The 18,904-nt window shown below is 67.9% G+C and carries 20 protein-coding genes; 9 read left to right on the forward strand and 11 right to left on the reverse strand.

The features are described 5' to 3' along the window. The first annotated feature begins 42 nt into the window (after positions 1 to 42). From gloB to BMZ21_RS20085, 3 genes are read left to right on the forward strand one after another with little or no spacing between them, the layout of a single operon-like run. A complete protein-coding gene (gene gloB / locus BMZ21_RS20075) occupies positions 43 to 807 on the forward strand; it encodes a hydroxyacylglutathione hydrolase (protein ID WP_091838161.1) in 765 nt (254 codons plus the stop codon). Positions 808 to 826: 19 nt separating this feature from the next. Continuing rightward, positions 827 to 1,282, forward strand: a complete 456-nt coding sequence (locus BMZ21_RS20080) for a cupin domain-containing protein (protein WP_091838164.1) — start codon at positions 827 to 829, stop codon at positions 1,280 to 1,282. A gap of 2 nt (positions 1,283 to 1,284) precedes the next feature. Continuing rightward, on the forward strand, positions 1,285 to 2,046 hold the full coding sequence (locus BMZ21_RS20085) for a GNAT family N-acetyltransferase (RefSeq protein WP_091838167.1): 762 nt from the start codon (positions 1,285 to 1,287) through the stop codon (positions 2,044 to 2,046). A gap of 1 nt (position 2,047) precedes the next feature. On the opposite strand, the gene yddG is transcribed toward BMZ21_RS20085, so the two are convergent. After that, on the reverse strand, positions 2,048 to 2,935 hold the full coding sequence (yddG, locus tag BMZ21_RS20090) for an aromatic amino acid exporter YddG (RefSeq protein WP_091838169.1): 888 nt from the start codon (positions 2,933 to 2,935) through the stop codon (positions 2,048 to 2,050). A 191-nt stretch (positions 2,936 to 3,126) separates the two neighbouring features. Next, on the reverse strand, positions 3,127 to 3,957 hold the full coding sequence (locus BMZ21_RS20095) for an alpha/beta fold hydrolase (RefSeq protein ID WP_091838171.1): 831 nt from the start codon (positions 3,955 to 3,957) through the stop codon (positions 3,127 to 3,129). Positions 3,958 to 4,079: 122 nt separating this feature from the next. Between BMZ21_RS20095 and BMZ21_RS20100 the strand changes: the two genes are divergently transcribed. Beyond that, positions 4,080 to 5,066: a GlxA family transcriptional regulator gene (locus BMZ21_RS20100; protein ID WP_091838173.1), complete on the forward strand. Its 987-nt coding sequence runs from the start codon at positions 4,080 to 4,082 to the stop codon at positions 5,064 to 5,066. Between the two features lie 168 nt (positions 5,067 to 5,234). On the opposite strand, the gene BMZ21_RS20105 is transcribed toward BMZ21_RS20100, so the two are convergent. Both BMZ21_RS20105 and BMZ21_RS20110 read right to left on the reverse strand, forming a co-directional pair. Further along, positions 5,235 to 6,233: a dipeptidase gene (locus BMZ21_RS20105; protein ID WP_091838176.1), complete on the reverse strand. Its 999-nt coding sequence runs from the start codon at positions 6,231 to 6,233 to the stop codon at positions 5,235 to 5,237. Between the two features lie 12 nt (positions 6,234 to 6,245). Further along, entirely contained in the window at positions 6,246 to 7,412 is a 1,167-nt protein-coding gene (locus tag BMZ21_RS20110) for a pyridoxal phosphate-dependent aminotransferase (RefSeq protein ID WP_091838178.1), read from the reverse strand. A gap of 44 nt (positions 7,413 to 7,456) precedes the next feature. Between BMZ21_RS20110 and BMZ21_RS20115 the strand changes: the two genes are divergently transcribed. Next, positions 7,457 to 8,116 (forward strand): GntR family transcriptional regulator, encoded by a 660-nt coding sequence (locus BMZ21_RS20115; RefSeq protein WP_091838181.1) that lies wholly within the window; start codon positions 7,457 to 7,459, stop codon positions 8,114 to 8,116. 94 nt (positions 8,117 to 8,210) lie between these two features. Further along, complete coding sequence (locus BMZ21_RS20120) at positions 8,211 to 9,407, forward strand: MFS transporter (RefSeq protein WP_091838183.1); 1,197 nt, start codon at positions 8,211 to 8,213, stop codon at positions 9,405 to 9,407. A gap of 76 nt (positions 9,408 to 9,483) precedes the next feature. Here BMZ21_RS20120 and phbB read toward each other — a convergent pair whose 3' ends face one another. The 3 genes from phbB to BMZ21_RS20135 are packed head-to-tail and all read right to left on the reverse strand — an operon-like array spanning position 9,484 to position 11,657. Beyond that, the gene (phbB, locus tag BMZ21_RS20125; protein ID WP_091838185.1) at positions 9,484 to 10,209 is read right to left on the reverse strand and encodes an acetoacetyl-CoA reductase; all 726 of its coding nucleotides are present in this window, start codon (positions 10,207 to 10,209) and stop codon (positions 9,484 to 9,486) included. 40 nt (positions 10,210 to 10,249) lie between these two features. Beyond that, entirely contained in the window at positions 10,250 to 10,465 is a 216-nt protein-coding gene (locus tag BMZ21_RS20130) for a DUF1737 domain-containing protein (protein ID WP_091838188.1), read from the reverse strand. Positions 10,466 to 10,478: 13 nt separating this feature from the next. Next, positions 10,479 to 11,657 carry an acetyl-CoA C-acetyltransferase gene (locus BMZ21_RS20135; RefSeq protein ID WP_091838191.1) on the reverse strand — a complete coding sequence of 393 codons (1,179 nt, stop codon included), beginning with the start codon at positions 11,655 to 11,657 and terminating at the stop codon, positions 10,479 to 10,481. Positions 11,658 to 11,906: 249 nt separating this feature from the next. On the opposite strand from BMZ21_RS20135, the gene phaR reads away from it, so the two are divergent. Then, complete coding sequence (gene phaR, locus BMZ21_RS20140; RefSeq protein ID WP_091838193.1) at positions 11,907 to 12,482, forward strand: polyhydroxyalkanoate synthesis repressor PhaR; 576 nt, start codon at positions 11,907 to 11,909, stop codon at positions 12,480 to 12,482. A 35-nt stretch (positions 12,483 to 12,517) separates the two neighbouring features. Here the strand turns inward: phaR and BMZ21_RS20145 are convergent, their stop codons facing one another. Next, positions 12,518 to 14,212: an EAL domain-containing protein gene (locus BMZ21_RS20145; RefSeq protein WP_091838196.1), complete on the reverse strand. Its 1,695-nt coding sequence runs from the start codon at positions 14,210 to 14,212 to the stop codon at positions 12,518 to 12,520. A 167-nt stretch (positions 14,213 to 14,379) separates the two neighbouring features. Between BMZ21_RS20145 and BMZ21_RS20150 the strand changes: the two genes are divergently transcribed. After that, positions 14,380 to 14,598, forward strand: a complete 219-nt coding sequence (locus BMZ21_RS20150) for a hypothetical protein (RefSeq protein ID WP_143079743.1) — start codon at positions 14,380 to 14,382, stop codon at positions 14,596 to 14,598. A 77-nt stretch (positions 14,599 to 14,675) separates the two neighbouring features. On the opposite strand, the gene rpmF is transcribed toward BMZ21_RS20150, so the two are convergent. Further along, a complete protein-coding gene (gene rpmF, locus BMZ21_RS20155) occupies positions 14,676 to 14,861 on the reverse strand; it encodes a 50S ribosomal protein L32 (RefSeq protein ID WP_057189713.1) in 186 nt (61 codons plus the stop codon). A gap of 90 nt (positions 14,862 to 14,951) precedes the next feature. Continuing rightward, positions 14,952 to 15,680 (reverse strand): monofunctional biosynthetic peptidoglycan transglycosylase, encoded by a 729-nt coding sequence (mtgA, locus tag BMZ21_RS20160; RefSeq protein ID WP_425285454.1) that lies wholly within the window; start codon positions 15,678 to 15,680, stop codon positions 14,952 to 14,954. Positions 15,681 to 15,814: 134 nt separating this feature from the next. Between mtgA and BMZ21_RS20165 the strand changes: the two genes are divergently transcribed. Beyond that, entirely contained in the window at positions 15,815 to 16,768 is a 954-nt protein-coding gene (locus BMZ21_RS20165; RefSeq protein WP_244543921.1) for a polyprenyl synthetase family protein, read from the forward strand. Between the two features lie 4 nt (positions 16,769 to 16,772). Here the strand turns inward: BMZ21_RS20165 and BMZ21_RS20170 are convergent, their stop codons facing one another. Beyond that, positions 16,773 to 18,758, reverse strand: a complete 1,986-nt coding sequence (locus BMZ21_RS20170; protein WP_091838206.1) for a potassium transporter Kup — start codon at positions 18,756 to 18,758, stop codon at positions 16,773 to 16,775. Positions 18,759 to 18,904 lie beyond the last annotated feature (146 nt).

Genomic DNA, 18,904 nt, shown 5'->3' on the forward strand with positions numbered 1-18,904 from the left:
CTCCGATTGCCGACTGCTTGTTGCCGACTGCCGGAGCTTCCCATGCCGCTCGACATCCATGTCTTCCGCACGCTCAGCGACAATGCCGGCGCGCTGCTGCGCGACCCCGCCACCGGCACCTGCGCCACCATCGATGTTCCCGATGCGAACGAGGTGCTCGCCGCCGCCAAGGCCAGGGGCTGGTCGATCAGCCAGGTGCTGGTCACGCATGAGCACGCCGACCACGTCCAGGGCGTCGCCGCGCTGAAGCAGGCGACCGGCGCCAAGGTGTTCGCACCGGAAGCCGCGCGCGCCGGCGCGCCCGTCGATGTCGTCCTCGGCGAAGGCGACCGCGTCTCGGTCGGCGGCTACGACTTCGAGACCTGGGCGACGCCCGGCCATGCCGACGGGCATGTCAGCTTCATCGGCGAAAGCGCCAAGCTCGCCCTCGTCGGCGATGTCGTCTTCGTCATGGGCTGCGGCCGCGTCATGCCCGGCAAGATGGAAGCGATGTGGACCTCGCTCTCGCGCATCATGACGCTGCCGGACGCGACCACGCTGATCACCGGCCATGACTACACGCTCTCGAATGCCCGCTTCGCCGCGGCCATGGACCCGAGCAACGCCGCCGTTGCCGCTCGCCTCGCCGAGGCCGAGGCGGCGAAGGCCGAGGGACGCTTCTGGGCGGTGACCACGATCGGCGAGGAGCGGGCGACCAACCCCTTCTTCCGCGCCGAGGAGCCGGCGCTCGCTGCGACGCTCGGCATCGTCGGCAAGCCGGCGGGCGAGGTCTTCGCCGCGCTGCGCGAGGCCAAGAACAAATTTTGAGAACAGGTTCTGACGCCAGATGAACACGTTGAGCGGCCTCAGCGCCGCCGAGGTCATCCGCCTGCTGGAGCTGAAGCCCCATCCCGAGGGCGGGCACTATCGCGAGACCTTCCGCGATCCCGCCGGGCCGGAGGGCCGCGGCTTCTCGACCGCGATCTACTATCTGCTCGATGTCGGCGAGACCTCGGAATGGCACCGCGTGGATGCCGCCGAGATCTGGCACCACTATGCCGGCGCCCCGATGGTCATCACGCTCTCGCCCAACGGCCACGACGCCTCGGCCCACCATCTCGGCAAGGACCTTGCGACCGGCCAGCGCCCGCAGATCGTCGTGCCGGCCGGGCACTGGCAGAGCGCGACCTCGCTCGGCGCCTGGACGCTGGTCGGCTGCACGGTCGCGCCGGGCTTCGCCTTTTCCGGCTTCGAGATGGCCCCGCCGGACTGGCGGTCGACGCCGCGCCCGGCCGGAGGCTGACCATGGACAAAACTGTCATCGATACGGCGCTGGTCAGCGCCTGCGAGACCCGCATCGTCAATGCCTGGCCGGCGCCGACGACGCTCGTCGTCGACCAATGGGTGGTGCGTTTCGCCAACGGCTATTCCGGCCGCGCCAACTCGGCCTCCTCGCTGCGCGAGGACGGCGACATGGACGAGACGACGCTGGCCTTCGTCGAGGGTCTCTATCGCCAGGCCGGCCTGCCGCCGCGCATCCGCTTCACCCCGCTGGTCGCCGAGAGCGCCCGCCGACGCTTCGCGGAGCGCGGCTATCGCATCGAGACCGCCTCCTTCGGCATGGTCGCCGAACTCGATCCCAATCTGCATCCGCCTGCCCCTGGCATGCTGACGACCGCACAGGCGGAGGATGCCTGGATCGATGGCGTCTGCGCTCACCAGACCGGCGCGAAGCGCAACCGCGAGCATCTCGCCGCGATCGTCTCCGGCGTACGCGTGCCCGCCGCCTTCGCGACGCTGCTGCATGAGGGGCGCCCGGCCGCCTATGCGATGAGCGTGGCCGAGCGCGGCATGGCCGAGATCGGCGCGGTGATCGTCGACGAAGCCTTGCGCGGCAAGGGCCTAGGCAAGCAGATGATGCTCGGGCTGATGGGCTGGGCGGCAGCGCAGGGCTGCAGCCAAGCCTATCTCCAGGTCGACCAGAGCAACGGCCTCGCCTTCGAGATGTACAAGCGGCTGGGCTTCCGCACGGTCTACGCCTACGAGACGCGGATTCTCGACACCTGACCTAGCCGCCGGCGGCCTGCGGCTCGGTGCTTCGTCCCGCTGGCCCGAAGCTCGCGACCAGCGCGCCGACGACGATCAGCACGCAGGAGATGGCCAGCAGCCAGCTCGCGGCCGCATAGCCGGCGATGACCAGGACAACGGTCGAGAGCACCGGCGCCGCATAGGAGGCGACGCCGAGGAAAGCGACGTCGCCCTTCTTCATGCCGATATCCCAGCAGATGAAGGCGAGCCCGATCGAGCCGAGACCGAGGCCGAGCACGCCGCCCCATTCGACGGCGTTTGGCGTCCACAAGGTCGCCTCGAAGGCAACATGGCAGGCGAAGGCAGGGATCGCGCAGCCGAGCATGGTGATGGCCAGGCTCTCCGACGGCACCCCGGCGAAGCGCCGCGACAGCACCGAATAGCTCGCCCAGACGAAGGCACCGAGCGCCGCCAGCACGTGGCCGAGCCGGATGCCGGCGCCGCCCGAGCCGAGGCTGCCGGAAATCAGCAGTGCGGTGGCGACGAGGCCGATCAGCGCCCCGACCAAATGGCGGGCCCTGAGCCCCCCGCCCGGCAGAAGCGCCGCGAACAGCACGATCAGCAGCGGCCAGAGATAATGGATCAGGTTGGCTTCGGCCGCCGGAGCCGTCTTCACCGCGGCATAGTAGAGCGCGGTGTCGCCGAACGGCCCGTAGAGCCCGAGCAGGAAGGAGGCCGGGGTCGGCCGCGCCAGATGCAGGCGCCCCCGCAGCGCCGCGATCGCCAGCACGAGCACGCCGCCGATGACGAAGGTCATGCCGACGAGCTGGAAGGGCGGCACCCGCCCGGACATGGCGGTGAACAGCGCCAAAGTCGACCAGAGCAGGATGGCAATGGCGCCGGTTGCGGTGGCGGTATGGGAGGTCATGGGAACGAGCTTCGGCGTGACGACTGGAGACCCGTTAAGGGTTGCGCCGCGTCCCCGCCAGCCCGTTCGGTCTTCACGACAAAGCCGGGACCCGATTCCTATGCAAAAAGCCGCCGATCAGCCGCCGCAGCGGCCGACCGGCAGTTTGATGGGGGCAGGTGGAGGCTGAAAGCTCAGCCCCCCGCCCCGCCTCAGCCCTTGATGAAGGCGAGCAGGTCGGCGTTGATCACGTCGGGATGGGTGGTGCACATGCCGTGCGGCAGGCCGGCATAGGTCTTCAGCGTGCCGTTCTTCAGCAGCTTGACCGACAGCGGAGCGGAGTCGGCATAGGGGACGATCTGGTCGTCGTCGCCATGCATCACCAGCACCGGCACTTCGATCGCCTTCAGGTCCTCGGTGAAGTCGGTCTCCGAGAAGGCCTTGATGCAGTCGTAATGCGCCTTGGCGCCGCCCATCATGCCCTGCCGCCACCAGTTGTCGATGACGCCCTGCGAAACCTTGGCGCCCTCACGGTTGAAGCCGTAGAACGGGCCGGTCGGGATATCGACATAGAACTGAGCGCGGTTGGCGACGAGCGCAGCGCGGAAGCCGTCGAAAACCTCGATCGGCAGGCCGCCCGGATTCTTCTCGGACTTGACCATGACAGGCGGCACCGCGCCGATCAGCACCGCCTTGGCAACGCGGCCGGGCTCGGCGCGGGCGACATAATGAGCGACCTCGCCACCGCCGGTGGAATGGCCGATATGGACGGCGTTCTTGAGGTTCAGATGCGCGGCGAGCTCGGCGACATCGGCGGCATAGGTGTCCATCTCGTTGCCGGTCGCGGTCTGGCTGGAGCGGCCATGGCCGCGGCGGTCATGCGCGATCACCCGGAAGCCCTGATGCAGGAAGAACAGCATCTGGTTGTCCCAGTCGTCGGCGCTGAGCGGCCAGCCATGGTGGAAGACGATCGGCTGCGCCTCCTTCGGGCCCCAGTCCTTGTAGAAGATCTCGGTACCGTCCTTGGTGGTGATCGTGCTCATCTGCCTTCTCCTTCGGCTTTCCGGGCGGCCGGATCGTCGCCCTTCGATGTGGACGGTTATAGGCGGGGCGTTGCATGCTGCCGCTTGGCGGAAGCGACAATCAACGAGGCAAAACTGACAACATGACGACAGGCAAGCAGATTGTCGCAGAGATCGGGCTCCTGCTCTATCCGGATGTGCAGCTCGCGGCCGTCTACGGCCTGACCGACCTGTTCCGGATCGCCGGCGAGATGAGCCAAGAGCGCGGCGGACCGGATGCGCCCGTCATCCGCGTCAGCCATTGGCGCCAGGCGGCGGACGGCGCCGGTGTGGAATGCGTCTTCGACAGCCATCCCGGCCCATTGCACGATCCCAGCCATCTGATCGCGCCGCCAAGCCTGATCATGCCGGCGAGGATGCAGCCGATGAACGGTCTCACCAGCTGGCTGGCCGAGCGCCATGGCGAGGGTGCGACACTGTGCTCGGTCTGCGCCGGCGCCTTCCTGCTCGGCGAGGCCGGCCTGCTGGAAGGCCGCGAGGCGACAACGCATTGGGCCTTCGCCAAGGAGCTGGCAGCGCGCTTTCCGGCCGCGAAGGTCGATACCGACCGCATGGTGATCGACGATGGCGACCTCATCACCGCTGGCGGCATCCTGGCCTGGACCGATCTCGGCCTGACGCTGGTCGAGCGCCTGCTCGGACCGAGCGTGATGCTGGAGACCGCACGCTTCCTGCTGGTCGATCCGCCCGGACGCACGCAGCAGCCCTATGGCCATTTCGTGCCGCGGCTCGACCATGGCGACGCGGCGATCCTCAAAGTGCAGCACTGGCTGCAGGCGAGCGGGGCCAGGGACCACGACGTGCCGGCGCTGGCGAAGCGGGCCGGGCTGGAGGAACGCACCTTCCTGCGCCGCTTCCGCAAGGCGACAGGACTGCGCCCGACCGAATATGCCCAGCAGATCCGCATCGCCAAGGCGCGCGAGGCACTGGAACTGAGCCGCCGTCCGGTGGCGCAGATCGCCTGGGATGTCGGCTACGAGGACGCCTCGGCCTTCCGCAAGCTGTTCCAGCGCATCACCGGGCTCGCCCCGGCCGATTACCGCCGCCGCTTCGGCGTCGCCGTCGCCTGAACGGGCCGCTACAGGCGAAGCGGATATATTTGCGCGCCATACGTCTCGCCCCAGCCATCCCCGCGCCGCCGCGATCGCCAGCACGAAGACGCCTCCGATCACGACGGTCATGCCGAGGAGCTGGACAGGCGGCACCCGCCCCGACATGGCGCTATCGCGAAATCCGCCTCAGCTGGGAAGCGCAAGCCGCAGATAGTTCTCACCGAGAATACCCCGGATCTCCTCTGCCCCGAAGCCTTCCGCTTCCAGCGCAGCCACGAGATCGCCGAACTGCTCGGGCTGGAAGAAATCCCAGGGCGGCTCCGGATAGCCGCGCGGCCAGCGACCCTTCGCGGCATGGTAGAATCCGTAGTCGCTGCCTGCGAGGAACATGAAGTCGAGCCCGAGGCCGATCCGGTCAGGTCCGGCGAGCATAGCGATATGCGCAAGGTGCCGCGCCATCGCCTGGGGAATCTGCGGCCCGGCCACGCCGAGGAACATGCCGACGCCGTTGACGCCGATATAGCCGCCTCGGACGGCGCAGGCCCTGATCTGCTCGTCGCTAATGTTGCGCTCGTGGTCGAACAGCGCGCGCGCATTGGAATGGGAGAAGATCGGCGGCGCGGCGAGGTCGAGCTCCAGCGCATCGAGGCTCGTCCGCACCCCGCAATGACTGAGGTCGACGCGCATGCCGCAGGCGTCCATGCGCGCGATCAGCCGCCGCCCCAGCGTTGAAAGCCCGCCATTGCGCGGCTCGTGGCAGCCGTCGGCGAAGGGATTGGCCTCGTTATAGGCCAGGATGGCGCGGTCGATGCCGGCGGCGCGGAAGGCCTCGACCAGATCGAGATCGGGCGCGAACGGCGTCGCCGACTGGAAATGGAAGGAGACCGAGAGCCGCCCCTGCGCTTTCGCCTGCCTGATCGAGGCCGCGTCCACGGCGATCGTCAGCCAGTCGCCCGCCGCCGCGATCTCGCGGCGCAGGAAGCCGAGCCGGGCCGCCGCCTCCACCGGCCCGTCCGCCCCGGCGGCCGCAGTGAGCGAGATGTGGTCGCAGCCCTGCGCCCGAAAGCGCGCCAGCTGCTCGCCGAGCCTTGCCCCAGGCGGCAGGAAAGCTTTCGCCCAGGGCAGCAGCCCGTCGCAGACGATCGCGTCCGCAAGCTCCGGCCGCGTCTTGCGCCACTCCGCCATCACCTCGCCCCTTCACAGACCGAGAGCCGCGCGAACGCGGGCGCCGAGCGCGCGCAGGCGCCGGGTCGGCTCGTTGGCGTAGACGAAACGGATATACTGGCCGCCATGAGTCTCGCCCCAGCCGGCCATGGCGGTGGCGCAAACGCCCTGCTCCAGCAGCCGCTCCGACATGGCCGCACCGTCCAGCCCGAAATCCGAGACGCGCAGCAGCAGCGACCAGCCGCCGCCGGGGACGCCGACCGGCAGGCCGCGCAGCTCCTCGAGCACGCAATCGCGCCGAGCCTGCAGTTCGTCGACATAAGGCGCCAGCGTCGTCGCCGAATTCTCCAGCGCAGTCGCGACCGCGTCCTGGCCGATGCCGACCGGCACCACGACATTGGCGAGCGAGACGGCGACGAGATCCGGCATGAAGGCATCCGGGGCGACGATCCAGCCGACGCGCCAGCCAATCATCCGCAGTTCCTTGGCCGAAGAGCCGACCGTGATCGTCCGCTCCGCCATGCCCGGCAGTCCGGCTGGATGCAGCACCGGCCGGCTGTCGAAGACCAGCCGCTCCATCGCGGTATCGACGATCAGCAACAGGTCATGCGCGACACAGAGTTCGGCGACGACGGCCCAGTCGGCGGCGTCCAGGCAGCCGCCGGAGGGCATCGAGGGCGACATCAGCAGCATCGCCGTGGTCTTCGGCCCGATGCTGGCGCGCAGCGCCGTGCGATCGAGCCGCCACTCGCCACCAGGCTCGAAGCTGAAGGGCACGAAGCGCGGCACCCCGCCTGCAAGCCGCACCCGGTTGATCAGCCCGGCATAGGTCGGATCGGTGACGATCACCTCGTCGCCGACCTCGATCGTCGCCAATAGGACGTTGAGGATGCCGGAGAGGCCGCCGGCCGAGATCACGCAGTTGCGCTCACCGCTATAGCTCACCCCGGAGATCGCCGAGACGTGGCGGGCTGCGATATCGCGCAGGCGCGCCTGGCCGATGAAGGGAAGGTAGCTGTTGTCGGCATCCTCGGTCGCGGCGTGCACCGTGCGCGCGATCGCCTCGGGGTCCGGCAGGATGTCGGTGTCGAGATTCTCCAGCCGTAGGAAATCCTTGCCGGAGGCGTCGGCGATCGATCCCATGCGGTCGACGCCGATTCCGGCGATATGATGCAGGCGGGCTGGACGAGAGCGTGTCATCGTGAAACCTCATTCCATATATTATCTATGAAAACATGTGTGCCATGAGCTTTCAAGACGAAAGCGAGGCTGGCGCCTCGCTGACCAGCCGCATCGCCAGAAGCCTGGCGCAGCGCATCCTCACCGGAGCACTGGCACCGGGAACCGCCGTGCGGCAGGACCATGTCGCGGCCGAGTTCGGCGCCAGCCACGTGCCGGTGCGCGAGGCCTTCCGCACGCTGGAGGCGCAGGGCCTGCTCGTCAGCGAGCCGCGCCGCGGCGTGCGCGTCGCCCCGCTGGAACCGGGCTTGGTGCTGGAGGTGACGGCGATGCGCGCCGCACTCGAAGCTCTCGCGCTACGCCGCGGCTTCCCGAAGCTCGCCGCAGCCGATCTGGAGGCGGCCGCGGCAGCCATCGCCGAAGCGGAGGCCAGCGATGCGGCCTTGATCTGGGAGGCAGCCAATCGGCGCTTCCATCACGCCATCACCGCGCCTTGCGGCCTGCCGCGCCTGCTGGCGACGATCGAGGACCTGCAGCGGACGAGCGCACGCTTCCTGTTCGCGACCTGGCAGGGCCTAGACTGGCAGCCGCGCTCGGAAGCCGAACACCGGCACATCCTCGCCGAACTGGCGGCGAGGCGGATCGAGCCCGCCGCCCAGGCGCTGGAAGCCCATATCCTCGCAGCCGGCGAAGCGCTCGCGGCGCAATTGCTGGCATCGCCCTGACGCGCCTTCGACGCGCACATGTGCGATAGCCGCCATGCAATCTGCGCGGCGTGCGGCGATTGACCGCGCTCGCGCGCGGGCGCATGCGTGCGCCATGACCACACTCCCTTTGCCGACCGCCGCCCGCCCTCTGATGCCGGTCCTGGCGGCGCTCAGCGTCGCCCATCTGCTCAACGACTTGATCCAGTCGATGATCCCGGCGGTCTACCCGCTGATCAAAGAGACGTATCAGCTCGACTTCGTGCAGATCGGCCTGATCACACTCGCCTTCCAGGTGACGTCCTCGCTGCTGCAGCCGCTTCTCGGCTATGTCACCGACAAGAAGCCCTGGCCCTATGCGATGGTCGCCGGCATGGGCGCGACCTTGGCCGGCCTGCTTTCGCTCGCCTTCGCCCATAGCTACGGCATGGTGCTGGTCGCCGCCGCCCTGGTCGGCACCGGTTCGGCCGTGTTCCATCCCGAGGCGACCCGCATGGCCCGCCATGCCGCGGCGGGCCGGCAGGGGCTGGCGCAGGGCGTCTTCCAGGTCGGCGGCCATGCCGGCTATGCGATCGGCCCCTTGCTCGCCGCCGCCGTGGTCGTGCCGAACGGCCAGCAGAGCCTGTCCTGGTTCTCCGGCATCGTGCTGGTCGCCATGCTGCTGATGGCCTGGATCGGCTCGCGCTATTCCGCCTTCCGCAAGGAGCAGGTCGCGTCCAAGGCGCATGCCGACGATGTCGCCTCGCACGGCATGTCGCGCGGCAAGGTCCTGCTCGCCATGGCGGTGCTGATCGTCATCCTGTTCTCGAAGAACGCCTATACGGCCTCCTTCACCTCCTACTACACCTTCTATCTGATCGAGCGTTTCCAGGTCTCGCTGCAGCTCTCGCAGATCCTGCTCTTCCTCTATCTCGTCGTCGGCGCCGTCGGCGTGATCATCGGCGGCATGATCGGCGACCGCATCGGCCGCCATCGCGTGATCTGGCTCTCGATCCTCGGCTGCCTGCCCTTCGCGCTCGCTTTGCCCTATGCCGATCTCCTCTGGACCGCGATCCTCAGCGTGATCATCAGCTTCATCATGGCGAGTGCCTTTTCGGCGATCCTGATCTACGCGATCGACCTGGTGCCGCACCGCGTCGGCCTGGTCGGCGGGCTGTTCTACGGCCTCGCCTTCGGCCTCGGCGGCCTCGCTGCCGCCGCGCTCGGCGCGCTCGCCGACAGGATCGGCATCATCCAGGTCTTTTGGCTCTGCGCCTGGCTGCCGGCATTCGGCCTGCTCACCTTCATGCTGCCGAAGGAAGCGCGGCGCTGACAGGAGGCCCCGCAGAATGAAAAAAGGGCGGAGCCGACCGGCTCCGCCCTTCTCGCCTCGGGGCTGCTGATCGACCCTAAGCCAGGTACTGGCCGCCATTGGCGGAGAGCGTCGAGCCGGTGATGAAGCCGGCATCATCGCTGGCCAGGAACACCACCGCCCGCGCGATCTCGCCGGGTTCGCCGAGGCGCCCGACCGGGATATGCGGCAGGATCGACTTCTCGATCACGGCCGGATCGATCGCCTTGACCATCTCGGTCGCGATATAGCCGGGGCAGATCGCATTCACCGTGATGCCGGCCCGCGCGCCCTCCTGCGCCAGCGCCTTGACGAAGCCGATGTCGCCGGCCTTGGCGGCGGAATAGTTGACCTGGCCCATCTGGCCCTTCTGGCCGTTGATCGACGAAATGCAGATGACGCGGCCGAACTTGCGGGCGCGCATGCCCTCCCAGACCGGGCGGGTCATGTTGAAGAGCGAGTTGAGGTTGGTGTTGATGACCGCGTCCCACTGTTCCTTGGTCATCTTGTGGAACATGCCGTCGCGGGTGATGCCGGCATTGTTGACGAGCACGTCGACCGGCCCGAGTTCGGCCTCGACCTTGGCGATCCCCGCGACGCAGGCGTCATAGTCCGAGACGTCCCATTTATAGGTCTTGATGCCGGTCTCGGCGGTGAACTTGGCCGCCGCCTCGTCATTGCCGGCATAGCTTGCCGCCACGGTGTAGCCGGCCGCCTGCAAACCCTTCGAAATCGCCTCCCCGATGCCACGGGACCCGCCCGTCACCAGTGCAACCTTAGCCATCGTCGTCTTCTCCCCTCTTGGACGCGGCTATGCGGCCGCGTTATTCTTTGCTGAGATCGAGACCGGGCTCGTAAGCCCGGTCGACATCCTTGATGATCGCCTGCCCGCAGATCACTCGCCCCGAGTTCTCGTCATAGGTCAGGGTCGGGTGCCCGTAGAGGACCCAGCCGCGGCTCAGCGCGTCCGAGACCCGATGACAGAACGAGGCGTCATCGGGACCGGTGAGATAGCGATAGAGCGTGGTCTGCTTCGGCATGACGGAGAGCTGCTCAGCGCTCCACCGCCAGGGCGATGCCCATGCCCCCGCCGATGCACAGCGTGGCGAGGCCCTTCTTGGCGTCGCGCTTCGCCATTTCGTGCAGGAGCGTCACCAGCACCCGCGCGCCGGAAGCGCCGATCGGGTGGCCGATCGCGATCGCGCCGCCATTGACGTTGACGATGTCGGGGTTCCAGCCGAGGTCCTTGTTCACCGCCAGCGCCTGCGCCGCGAAGGCCTCGTTGGCCTCGACGAGGTCGAGATCGCCGACCTTCCAGCCAGCCTTCTCCAGCGCCTTGCGCGTGGCCGGAATCGGGCCCGAACCCATGATCGCCGGATCGACGCCGGCGGTCGCCCAAGAGGCGATACGGGCCAGCGGGGTCAAGCCCCGCTTGCTCGCTTCCTTTGCCGTCATCAGCACCAGCGCGGCGGCACCGTCATTGAGGCCCGAGGCGTTGCCGGCGGTCACCGTGCCGTCCTTCGAGAAGGCCGGCTTCAGCTTGGCCATCGCCTCCAGTGTCGCGCCGTCGCGGATGTATTCATCCGTGTCGACGACGATGTCGCCCTTGCGCGTCGAGATCGTGATCGGCGCGATCTCGTCCTTGAAGCGGCCGGCCTTCCGGGCGGCCTCGGCCTTGTTCTGCGAGCCGACGGCGAAGCGATCCTGCTCCTCACGGTTGATCTGCCATTTGGCCGCGACGTTCTCCGCCGTGGTGCCCATGTGATAGCCGTGGAAGATGTCCCAGAGACCGTCCTTGATCATCGTGTCGATGAACTTGACGTCGCCCATCTTGGTGCCGGCGCGCATGTGCGAGGCGTGGGCCGAAAGCGACATCGATTCCTGGCCGCCGGCTACGATGATGCTGGCATCGCCATTGGCGATCTGCTGCATGCCGATCGCCACCGCCCGCAGGCCCGAACCGCAGACCTGATTGAGGCCCCAGGCCGTCGAGCCCTGCGGCACGCCGGCGTCGACCGCTGCCTTGCGGGCCGGGTTCTGGCCCTGCGCCGCCGTCAGCACCTGGCCGAGGATGACCTCGTCGACCTCGCCGGCATCGACCTTGGCACGCTTCAGCACGTCCTTGATCACCGCCGAGCCGAGATCGTGAGCCGGCGTATTGGCAAAGGCGCCGTTGAAGGAGCCGATCGCCGTGCGCGCTGCGCCAACGATCACGATGTCATTCTCAGCCATGGGGCTCTTCCTCCGGTTCGCTCGCCGGCCAGGCGGCGCAGCGGCATGTCTTCCACACCTTCGAAGGGCGAAACGACGCCGTCAAGCGGGCTGAGTAGCCAAGCTCATCTTCGAGGCAGACTCGGCATGATCTCGCGGCGCGCTCAAAAAACTTGCAGCAGGCAGCCGAAGAGTTATCGTTCCTTCCGGGACCGTTCTCCGGCCTTGCCCGATCCCTCGGGCTTGTCCGCAACTAGCCGTGTGGGGTCGATGGCCAGCGACAAAGAACCGACTGTCATCAAGAAATACGCCAATCGCCGGCTATACCACACGGGTACGAGCTCCTATGTGACGCTGGAGGATCTGGCCGGTCTGGTGCGCAAGGGCGAGGATTTCGTCGTCTACGACGCCAAGAGCGGCGAGGATATCACCCGCTCGGTACTGGCCCAGATCATCTTCGACGAAGAGAGCAAGGACGGGCAGAACCTCTTGCCCATCACCTTCCTGCGCCAGCTGATCCGCTTCTATGGCGACAGCATGCAGGCCCTGGTGCCACGCTATCTCGAATTCTCGATGGATAATCTGACGCAGGACCAGAACAAGATCCGCGAGCAGATGAGCAAGGCCTTCGGCACGGGCGCGATAGATGCGCTCCAGGCCCAGACGCGCGCCAATATGCAGATGTTCACGGAGGCCTTCCGCCTGTTCAACCCTTTCGCGGCGGCTGCCGCAGCGAAAGGCCGGGGCGAAGCGCCGGCCCAGGGCGAGACCGGCGAACTCGGCGATCTCAAGCGCGAGCTCAACGAGATGCGCGAACGGCTCGACAAGCTCGCCAAGGACAAGTGAGCGGCAATTCCAACCGGAGCTGATCGCCCGCGCTATCAGCCCGCCGCGCGCAGTGGCGGGCCATCATGCGTTTCGTCCGGCAGGCTCAGCTCGGCCTTGCCGACCAGGTGTCCCTGCAGATAGGTGACACCCCAATCGCACAGCATCGAAGCCTGCAGCTCGTCGTCGACCCATTCGGCCACGGTCTCGACGCCGAGATGATGCGCCAGCTCGAGCAGGGTGCGCACGAAGAAGCGATCATCGGTCGAACGCCGCAGGTTCTGCGTGAAGGCGCCGTCGAGCTTGAGGATGTCGATCGGAAAGGCGCGCAGATGCCGCAGCGAGGTGTGGCCTGCGCCGAAATCGTCGATCGCCACCCGGGCACCGCGCTGCTTGATCCTAACCAGGAGCCTGGCCATCCGCTCGGGATCTTCGATCGTCGCCGTCTCGGTGACCTCGACGATCAGGCGCTTTGCCGCGCCAGGGCTCGCCCCGGCGCTCGCCTCGAACCCCTCGATCCAGTCGGCGTCCGCCAGGGTGCGCGGCGAGACGTTGATCGACAGCACCGCGTCTTGCCGGTCCGTCAGATGCATCATGGCGAGCTCGAGCACGCGATGGTCGAACAGGTTCACCAGGCCCCGCCTTTCGAGCAGGGGCACCAGCTCGGCCGCGGCCAGGAAGCCGCCCTGCGGACGCTCGACCCGCAGCAGCGCCTCGTGGAAGGCCGGAATGCGGCCCTTCGCCGTCACCACCGGCTGGAGGGCCAGCCGCACCCTGCGCTCGTTCAGCGCGGCAACGGCTTCGAGGTCGAGCCGCGGCGCGCCGCCGCCGCCCTCGGCCACAACCGGCCGGCGCGCGATCACCGCATTGTCGAGCCCCGCCGCTTCGGCGCCTGAGAGCGCACTTTCGGCCGCCTTGACCAGCGTCGCGCCTTCGCGGGCCAGGTCCGGGGCGATCGCGGCGCCGACGCGCAGCCTGACCAGCGCAATCCCGCGCGAGCTTTCGACCGCCGAGCGGGCAACAGCCTTGATGAAGCGCTCCGCCGCCGCCTCGATCTGGTTTGCCGGGCAGCTGCTGAGCAGGATGGCGAAGCGATTGCCGGAATAATGCATGAGCTGGTCGCGTCGGCGCATCACCGAATGCAGGCGCTGACGCACCTCTTCGATGATCTCCTCCGTGCCCTCATGGCCGAACTCGCCATTGAGGCGCGCGAGCTCGCCGATCGCCGCGACCAGCACGACGACCGAGCGGTCCGCCGGCAGATGCTCTGCCAGGGCCTCGTCGACGCGCTCGACCAGCGCATTGCGATCGCAGAGATCGGCGTCGGTCGCGGTCAGCTCCTCCGGCCGCACGGCCCGCTCCAGCCTGAGCACGCCGCGTGCGCGGCTTGGGCGGCCGTCGATCCCGACGAACCAGCGCCCGGCATCCTCGATCCACATCTTGCGCCCGGCAAGATCGGCGGCGTAGCGCGTGCGATAGACCGCACCGTCGCCGAGATCATGCCCGCCCGAGGAGAAGATCGCATCGTAGCGGCTGCGCCCGCTCCCGGGCTCGACCAGCCCGGCGAAGGATAGGCCGCGCTGCAGCACGGCGAGTGGCACAGGACCGAGCACCTCGGCCGCATTCGGGCCCCAGCTCAACGTGTCGCTGCCGATATCCCAGCTGTAAGCCACTTCGCCTATCGATGAGAGCAGGCTGCGCGGCTCGACGATCCTCTCGTCGCGGGAACCGAACAGGGACGGCGCAGACATGGTGCGGCTGCCTCGGACGACGGGTTGGAGAGCCGCCCCGTCCTGATTGCGGAATGGCGGGAAACTGTCCCGAAACGATGCAGGAGGCTGCGTTAACGGCCGGTTAAGGCCGGCGCCCGGATTGCAAGGATTCGCTCCCGAACCCCCAGATGTTCCGGAGCGGCACGATGATCGAGACAGGACAGCCCGAAACGGCCTCCTTCACGGAGCAGGAAGCCCCCACGCCGAGTGTTCCCGCGGCCTTTCTCGTCCAGCTCGCCGCGAGCCAGGCTGGGATCGGCCCCTTCGCCCGCCGCGACCGCGAGACGCCTTTCATCGGCGCCCGCCGCTATTATGAGGGAATGGCGCAGCGCCGCCCGCCGCACCGGCTCCTGCACTCGGCCTGACGCATAAACGCAAAAAGGCCGGCCTATCGGCCGGCGCTCTTGGGTCTCGAAGACTGGGGCCGCAGGGCCCCGCCATATCAGGCCTCGGTCTTGGCCTTCAGCACCTGACGGCCGCGATACATGCCGGACTTCAGGTCGATATGATGCGGGCGGCGCAGCTCGCCCGAGTTCTTGTCTTCGATATAGGTAGGCTGCTTCAGCGCGTCGGCCGAGCGGCGCATGCCGCGCTTCGACGGCGAAGTCTTTCTCTTCGGAACGGCCATCGGTACTCTCCATCATGCCTTCGCGCGAGGCGGGGCATTTCACCCGCACCACTGTCGCGACGACGTCACATTCGTGATGAGGGCTGGCCTTTACACGCTCGCGCGGGCTCTGGCTAGACCATGCTGCGGAAAAAGTGGCGCTTGTGCGCTGGCACCGGCCGGAAGCGCACAGTTTCCAAGCGGCCCGAGCTGGTTCATCCGCCTTTGCACGCGGCCGGCGGCCGCCAGCAACGCCCGGCTCGGCCGCGACGGGTCGCGCAGGATCGGGTTCGGCAGGGCTCCGGCGAGCCTGGCGGCCTCCGCCGGCGTCAGGCGCGAGGCGGGCTTGCCGAAATGGCGCTGGGACGCCGCTTCCGCCCCGAAGACGCCCTCGCCCCATTCGGCGATGTTGAGATAGACCTCGATCACTCGCCGCTTCGGCCAGGCGAAGTCGAGCGCCAGCGCCATCGGCAGCTCCAGCCCCTTGCGCAGATAGGAGCGGCCCGGCCAGAGGAAAAGGTTCTTGGCGGTCTGCATCGTCAGCGTCGAGGCGCCGCGGCTGGGCCCATCCTCGTCCTGCAGCACGGCGTTGAGCTCGCCCCAGTCGACGCCGGCATGCGAGCAGAAGCGCTGGTCCTCGGAGGCGATCACGGCACGGATCAGATGGGGCGAGATCTGCGACAGCGGCACCCAGTCGCGCTCCACCGTGCGGAAGGTCAGCCAGCGGCCGAGCATCAGCGTCGAAGGCGGCGGTGCGAAACGGTAGAGCAGCAGCAGCGCAGCGAAAACGATCGCCAGCACCAGCGCTAACCGGACCAGGACACGGACGATCCATCCCACGAGGCTCCCGCGTCGTGGAGCTGGATTGTCTGCCATCTGCGTCATGCCCCCACGCTTGACGATTACGGCCGCCTCCGGCAAGCCCCGCGCGCTAAGTCAGCGCCAGATCAGGCTGCCAAACGCGAGAGATGATGATGAGTTCCGTGGAACGGACGGCCCCCGCTCCGGCTCTGGCCAGCGCCTTGTCGAAGACGGCAGCGGCCATCGAGACGCTGCTCGACGCGCTGCTGCGGAACGAGCTCGAGGCCGGCGAGATCCATCGCCCCGCCCGGCTCCTCGCCGCGATGCGCCATGGCGCGCTAGGCGGCGGCAAGCGCCTGCGGCCTTTCCTCGTCGTCGAGACGGCCGGGCTTTTCGGCGTCCCCGCCGAGCAGGCGCTGCGGGCCGGCGCCGCCGTCGAGCTCGCCCATTGCTATTCGCTCGTCCATGACGACCTGCCGGCCATGGACGACGACGACACCCGTCGCGGCCGCCCGACCGTGCACAAGGCCTATGACGAGGCGACCGCGATCCTCGCCGGCGACGGCCTGCTGACGCTCGCCTTCGACGTCATCGCCGACGCGCGGACCCACCCGGACGGAGAGACGCGTGCCGCGATCGTCCTGCTCTTTTCCCGCGCACTCGGCCTTGGCGGCATGGTCGGCGGCCAGATGCTCGATCTTGCCGCCGAGGGACGCTTCGGCGGCGACGGCACCGCGGAGAAGCTCGGCCAGGCCGAGATCCGGCGGATGCAGGCTATGAAGACCGGCGCGCTGCTCGCCGGCAGCGTCCTGATCGGCGCCCGCCTCGGCCAGGCCGACCCAGAGCGGATGGCTGCGCTGGAGCGCTACGGCAAGGCGCTGGGGGCGGCCTTCCAGGTCGCCGACGACATCCTCGATATCGAAGCGAGCGCCGAGCAGATGGGCAAGGCGACTGCCAAGGACGACGCGAAGGGCAAGGCGACGCTGGTCACCGCGCTCGGGCTCGACGCCGCCAAGCACGAGCGCGACCGGCTGAGCGACGAGGCGATCGCGGCGCTCGCCGGCTTCGGGCCGGAGGCGGCGATGCTGCGCGCCGCGGCGCAGTTCAGCGCGCAGCGCCAGAGCTGATACGTCAGACCGTGACCTGAGTGCCGACCTCGACGACGCGGCCGGTCGGGATCTGGAAGAAGTTGGTGGCGTCGGTCGCGCTCTTGGTCAGGCCGATATAGAGGTTGTCCTGCCAGATCGGCATGCCCGATTGCGGCGAGGCCTTGATCGAGCGGCGCGACAGGAAGAACGAGGTCGACATGATGTCGAACTTGAAGCCCTGCTTGCGCAGGATCGCCAGCCCCTTCGGCACATTCGGGCTTTCCATGTAGCCGTAGACCATCTCGACGCGCCAGAAATCGTCGGTGATCCGCGAAAGCCTGACGCGCTCGCTCTCGGCGACGCGCGGGGTATCGGCCGAGCGCACGGTCAGGATGACGTTGCGCTCGTGCAGCACCTTGTTGTGCTTGAGGTTGTGCAGCAGCGAGGCCGGGGCCGTCTCGGGATCGCTGGTCAAGAACACCGCCATGCCCTTAACCCGGTAGGGCGGGCTCTTGGTCAGCATGCCGACCAGCTCGAGCAGCGGCACGTCGGTCTTGCGGGTCTTGTCGAACAGGATCTTGGTGCCGCGCACCCAGGTCCACATCAGCAGGACGAGCGCCATGGCGAACAGCACCGGCACATAGCCGCCGCTGAGCAGTTTCAGGAGGTTCGCCGAGAAGAAGGCGACGTCGATGATCAGGAAGGGCAGGATCACGGCGACAGCGGCCGCCAGACCCCAGCGCCAGCCCCGCCAGATCACGATGAAGGCGAGCAGCGAATCGACCAGCATCGCCCCGAACACCGAGATGCCATAGGCATGCGAGAGGTTGGACGAGGTCTTGAAGGTCCAGACCAGCAGCAGCACCGTGAAGAGCAGCAGGATATTGATGCGCGGGATGTAGATCTGACCCGAGGTATGCTCGGAGGTGTGGCGGATCTCGAGGCGCGGCAGCAGACCGAGCTGGATCGCCTGACGGGTCAGCGAATAGGCACCGGTGATCACCGCTTGGCTGGCGATGATGGTGGCGAGGGTCGCCATGATCACCAGCGGCAGGATCAGCGCCGGCGGCGCGAGCTTGTAGAACGGATTGTCGATCGCCGTCGGGTCGGACAGAATCAGCGCACCCTGGCCGAGATAGTTCAGCCACAAGGCCGGGAACACCAGAAAGACCCAGGCGCTGCGGATCGGGCCGCGGCCGAAATGGCCCATATCGGCATAGAGCGCCTCGGCCCCGGTCACCGCAAGGCAGACGCTGCCGAGCACGGCGAGCGACAGCCCGGGATGGTCGAAGAAGAAGCGCACGCCGTAATACGGATTGATCGAGGCGAAGACGCCGAGATCGTCGGCGATATGGTAGATGCCGAGCCCGGCCAGCGTCAGGAACCAGATCGTCATGATCGGGCCGAAGAAATTGGCGACCTTGCCGGTGCCGCGGCTCTGCACCAGGAACAGCGCGATCAGGATCACGGATGCGATGGTGATGACGTAGTCGTTCAGAACCGGCGTCACCAGCTTCAGGCCCTCGACCGCCGAGAGCACCGAGATCGCCGGCGTGATCACGGCATCGCCATAGAACAGCGCCGCGCCGGCCATGCCGAGAAAGAGCACGATGCCGCCGCGCGTGCGCCCTAAAGCGCGCTGCGCCAGCGCGACCAGGGTCAGCGTGCCGCCTTCGCCGTTGTTGTCGGCGCGCAGCAGCAGCACGACGTATTTCAGCGTCACCACCACGACGAGCGACCACAGGATCAGCGAGAGCACGCCGATCACCGCCGCGCGCGGCAGCGGGCCCGTCAGGACGACTTCGGCGCCGCCGCCATGTCCGCCGGAGGCCGCTCCGGTCGCGGCCAGGATCGTCTCGCGCAGCGCATAGAGCGGGCTCGTGCCGATATCGCCGTAGACGACGCCGAGCGCGCCCAGGGCCAATGCGGCATAGCTTTGCGTGGAGTGGCCGTTGCCGGCCGGCTCGTCGAGCCCGAAGCGATCCCCATCCGGCTTGGCGGCCGGCGGGTGCTGCTGGTCATGACCCATCAGGGCGCTCCGCGGGTGCTGCAATGCAGCGAAAGGCCGGGGCCTCTAGCACGGCCTGTCTGTCCAGGCAAAGACGCTAGAGCAGTTCCATGCTGGCGGCAGCCACTTTCGCGTCATGCGTGCCGAGAATCGCTTCAAACGATTGA

It is taken from the genome of Allobosea lupini (assembly GCF_900109525.1).
Lineage (GTDB): Bacteria > Pseudomonadota > Alphaproteobacteria > Rhizobiales > Beijerinckiaceae > Allobosea > Allobosea lupini.